General features: G+C 56.4%; 4 protein-coding genes. All 4 read left to right on the forward strand.

The genetic code is table 11. The annotated features are described in order from the left end of the window. Positions 1–910 (forward strand): M16 family metallopeptidase (locus ACTO5E_RS10205; RefSeq protein ID WP_482303394.1); only part of this gene is annotated, 910 nt, incomplete at its 5' end. Positions 911–954: 44 nt separating this feature from the next. Then, positions 955–1,971 (forward strand): prolipoprotein diacylglyceryl transferase, encoded by a 1,017-nt coding sequence (gene lgt / locus ACTO5E_RS10210; protein ID WP_482303395.1) that lies wholly within the window; start codon positions 955–957, stop codon positions 1,969–1,971. A gap of 16 nt (positions 1,972–1,987) precedes the next feature. Further along, positions 1,988–2,845 (forward strand): bifunctional methylenetetrahydrofolate dehydrogenase/methenyltetrahydrofolate cyclohydrolase FolD, encoded by an 858-nt coding sequence (gene folD / locus ACTO5E_RS10215; protein ID WP_482303396.1) that lies wholly within the window; start codon positions 1,988–1,990, stop codon positions 2,843–2,845. Positions 2,846–2,859: 14 nt separating this feature from the next. Further along, positions 2,860–4,514 (forward strand): 1-deoxy-D-xylulose-5-phosphate synthase (gene dxs / locus ACTO5E_RS10220; RefSeq protein ID WP_482303397.1); only part of this gene is annotated, 1,655 nt, incomplete at its 3' end.

Below are 4,514 nucleotides of genomic sequence, written 5' to 3' on the forward strand. Positions count from 1 at the left end.
GGACTTTGTTCAGTCCCCCTATTTCACAGAGGAAACCGTAGCGAAGGAGCAGGGCATCATCAGTCAGGAGATCAGAATGTATGACGACATGCCCAGCTGGCGTGTTATGTTTGACTATCTGAAGGCCATGTATCATGTCCACCCGGTGCGGGACGACGCGGCCGGAACCTTGGAGAGCATCTCCCGGATTACGCCGGAGCATCTGTACCGCTGTTATCACAGCTTTTATCAGTTGAGCAACATGGTCCTGGTGCTGGCAGGGCGGTTTGACGTGGACAAGGTGCTGGCTCTGTGCGACCGTATGCTCAAGCCTTCTGCTCCGGTGCAGGTCAGGCGGCTGCTTCCTTCTGAGCCTCCTGAGGTGGTCCGCTCCTTTACAGAAAGCAGGCTTCCTATTGCCATGCCGGTTTTTCAGTTTGGATATAAGGACAATGGCGGAAAGCCCCGCAGCGAGCAGGACCTGGCCGCTATGGGCGTACTGCTCTCCGTAATGGCTTCGGATGCCTCGCCCATGTTCCGGCGTTTGTTGGACGAGGAGCTGGTCAACGAGTCCAGCTTCAGCTACCAGTATTTTGAGGGGCGCGGCTTTGCCACGGTGACCTTTGGGGGCGAATCCCGGGACCCGGAGGCTGTGGCCGCAATCATTCGGGAGGAGGCCGCCCGGCTTCAGCGGGAGGGGATTCCGGAGAGGGCCTTTCAGTGGGCGAAGCGCAGTCTTTATGGAGAGAGCATTGCGTCTCTCAACAGCGCTGTAGGTATAGCCAACTGGCTGGCAGACTTCACCCTGCAGGGCTTGGAGCCCTTTGCCTATATTGACGCCCTGGCCGGGCTCACTCTGGAACAGACCGCGGAGAAGCTGGCGGTGTTTCAGGACGATAAAACTGTACTCTCTGTGGTCCGGCCTCTGTAGGCAGGGGCATTCACCATATCATCTTCCAGAAAGGACTGATTCCCATGAGTCACCAGGTGGATTTTCCGGGACTGGGGCTGAGCTTTACCGTGAACGAGGTGGCCTTTTCCATCGGTAGCTATGATATCCGCTGGTATGGCGTAATTATTGCCTTTGGCTTTTTGCTGGCAATGATTTACGCCTTTCGCAGCGTGAAAAAAATGAACATTGATCTGGACCGGCTGATTGACGCGGTGATTGCCGGCACACTGGGCGGCATTGTCTGCGCCAGGCTTTACTATGTGCTTTTCTATCCCGGCGACAAATACTGGAACGACCCGATTCAGATTCTGTATATTCATGACGGAGGCATTGCCATATACGGCGGCTTTATAGGGGCCATGGTTTTTGGCGGGTTGGTGGCAAAGTGGCGGAAGCTCCATGTGCCTGCGGTGCTGGACCTGGCTTCGCTGGGCTTTCTCATTGGCCAGGGTGTGGGGCGCTGGGGCAATTTTGTCAACCAGGAGTGCTTTGGTGAGACCACCACGCTGCCCTGGGGCATGAGCAGCGATAACACCCAAAGAATGTTTCCTGACAGTCTGGTGCACCCCTGTTTTCTCTATGAATCTATTCTCTGCCTGCTGGGGTTTGTGCTTTTGCACTTCTTTACCCGCCGGTTGCGCCGGTATGACGGCCAGACCTTTATTCTTTACTTGGTGTGGTACGGCGCGGTGCGGTTCTTTATTGAGGGCACCCGTACAGACAGCTTGATGGTTGGCCCTCTGCGGGTCTCTCAGGTAGTGGCGGCGGGAAGCGTGCTGGTAGGCGTAGCTTTGTTGGTGCTTTTCCGGCATCGAAAGGAGCTCTCCGGCTGTGGGAGCCCCTATGTGATGGAGTCGGTGGGCCTTACCAAAACAAAGGCAGAGGCCGAAGCCCCGGCCAGCACAATTTTCGGAGACCTTCCTCCCTTTGAAGAGGAGGATGCTTCTGGCGAGGAGGCTGGGGAGCTGGCAGCGTCAGAGGAAAAGATTGCTTCCACAGAGCCCAAGGAGGAAGCTGAAACAGAAAAAACGGAGCAATAAGAATGGAGGGAAGCCTGTGGCGAAGATCATTGACGGAAAAGCCGTATCTGCTGAAGTGAAGGCCTTCGTTGCGAAGGAGACAGCCCAGCTGAAGGAACAGGGCATTGTGCCAGGCTTGGCAGTAGTGATTGTGGGAGACGACCCTGCCTCCCGGGTCTATGTAAACAACAAGAAAAAGGCCTGCCAGGAGGTGGGCTTCTATTCTGAGGAATATGCCCTGCCAAAGGAAACCAGTCAGGAGAAGCTGCTTGCGCTGATTGATCGACTGAACAAAGAGGCGAAAATCAACGGTATTCTTGTGCAGTCCCCTCTGCCCAAGGGTCTGGACGAGGCGGCGTTGGTAGATGCCATTGATCCCCATAAAGACGTAGACGCCTTTCACGCCTACAATGTGGGGCGGATTATGCAGGGAAAATTCAGCTTTCTGCCCTGCACTCCAGCTGGGGTGATGGAGCTGCTTCGCTCCGCGGGAGTAGAGGTGAGCGGAAAGCATTGCGTGGTGATCGGTCGCAGCAATATTGTGGGTAAGCCCATGGCAATGCTCCTCCTCCACCAGAACGGCACGGTGACTATTTGCCACAGCAAGACCCAGAATCTCCCGGAAATCTGCCGTTCAGCGGATATTCTGGTGTCTGCGGTGGGGAGAGCCGGCTTTGTGACTGGCAGCATGATTAAGCCCGGCGCGGCGGTTATCGATGTGGGTATGAACCGCAACGAGAACGGCAAGCTCTGCGGCGACGTGGTTTTTGAAGAGGCCGAGAGAGTCGCCGGGTATCTCACGCCGGTACCGGGCGGGGTAGGACCCATGACCATTGCTATGCTGATGAAGAACACCCTGACCGCCGCAAAGCTGCAGAACGGGATAGGGTCCTGACAAAGGAGCCGGTTATGGGAATTTTGCTGGAAAAGATCCATTCCCCGGAAGATCTGAAAAGCCTGAGCCGCCAGGAACTGGACCAGCTCTGTGAGGAGATGCGGGAGCTGATCATCCGCACGGTCTCCAACAATGGCGGGCATCTGGCCTCCAATCTGGGGGTGGTGGAGTTGGCCGTGGCCATTGGCTTGGCATTTCAGCCGGACCGGGATGAGATTGTCTGGGATGTGGGTCATCAGAGCTATCCCTATAAGCTGCTTACCGGGCGGTATGGGGCCTTTCACACTCTGCGTCAGGAGGACGGGCTTTCCGGCTTCCCCAACCGGGAGGAAAGCCCCTACGACCACTTCACCAGCGGCCACAGCAGCACATCCATTTCCTCGGCGCTGGGATTGTCTGAGGCAAACCACCTGCGGCAAAAAGAGGGCCATGTGGTAGCCGTAATTGGAGACGGCGCCCTTACCGGCGGACTGGCCTTTGAGGGGTTGAACAATGCCGGGCAGCTCCGGCGAAACCTGATTGTCATTCTCAATGACAACACCATGTCCATCTCCAAAAATGTAGGCTCCTTGGCCCGCTATCTCTCACATATGCGTACAAGACCCGGCTATATCAAGGCGAAAAGCAATGTAGAGGATGCACTGCGCCGCCTGCCGCTGATCGGCCGCCCGATTGCGGTGCTCATGCGCCGGGTCAAGCGAAACCTGAAAAAAATGCTGTACAGCTCTAATATATTTACTGACCTGGGCTTTGCTTATTACGGCCCCTTTGACGGCCACAATATCCGGGAACTGACGGAAACCCTGGAATCCGCCAAGCTGCTGCATAAGCCGGTGCTTCTCCATGTCCGCACCTATAAGGGGAAGGGCTATCAGTACGCAGAACAATCTCCCACGCGCTATCATGGCCTCTCCGGTTTTGATGTGGACACCGGGGACACAGGCGAAAAGGCACAGAGCTTCTCTGACGTGCTGGGACAGACGCTCTGTGAGCTGGCGGAGAGGGACAGCCGGATTTGTGCCGTTACCGCCGCTATGGCGGAGGGGACCGGGCTCTCAGAGTTCCGCCGCCGGTTTCGTGGCCGCTTTTATGATGTGGGGATTGCGGAGGAGCATGCGGTCACCTTTGCAGGCGGACTTGCCGCAGGGGGCATGCGGCCTGTCTTTGCCGTGTACTCCACCTTTTTGCAGCGGGGCTATGACCAGCTGATTCACGATGTAGCGTTGCAAAACACGCAGGTGCTGCTGGCTATTGACCGGGCCGGTGTAGTGGGTGAAGACGGCAAAACCCACCAGGGTCTGTTTGATACGGCCTTTTTGCAGACGATTCCTGGGACAGTTCTATATTCTCCCGCCTATTTTCAGGAGTTGCGGGAGCAGCTGGCCTTTTTGAGCCGTTTAAGTTCGGGGCTCTGCGCCATTCGCTACCCCCGGGGCAAGGAGTTGTATAAGCCCGCCTGGTTCCGTGACACAGCGGAGCCCTTCTCTGTCTATGGAGAGGGGGCCTTGTGTGTCGTCACCTATGGACGTATTTTTTCCTTTGCGGCGGAGGCGGCAGAGTGTTTGCGAAAACAGGGGTATGGGGTTCGTGTGCTGAAGCTCAACCGCATTATTCCCATTGCTCCTGCCGCGATTGCCCAGTCTCTGGACTGTAAACATATCTTCTTTTT

It is taken from the genome of Acutalibacter sp. (assembly GCF_056800975.1).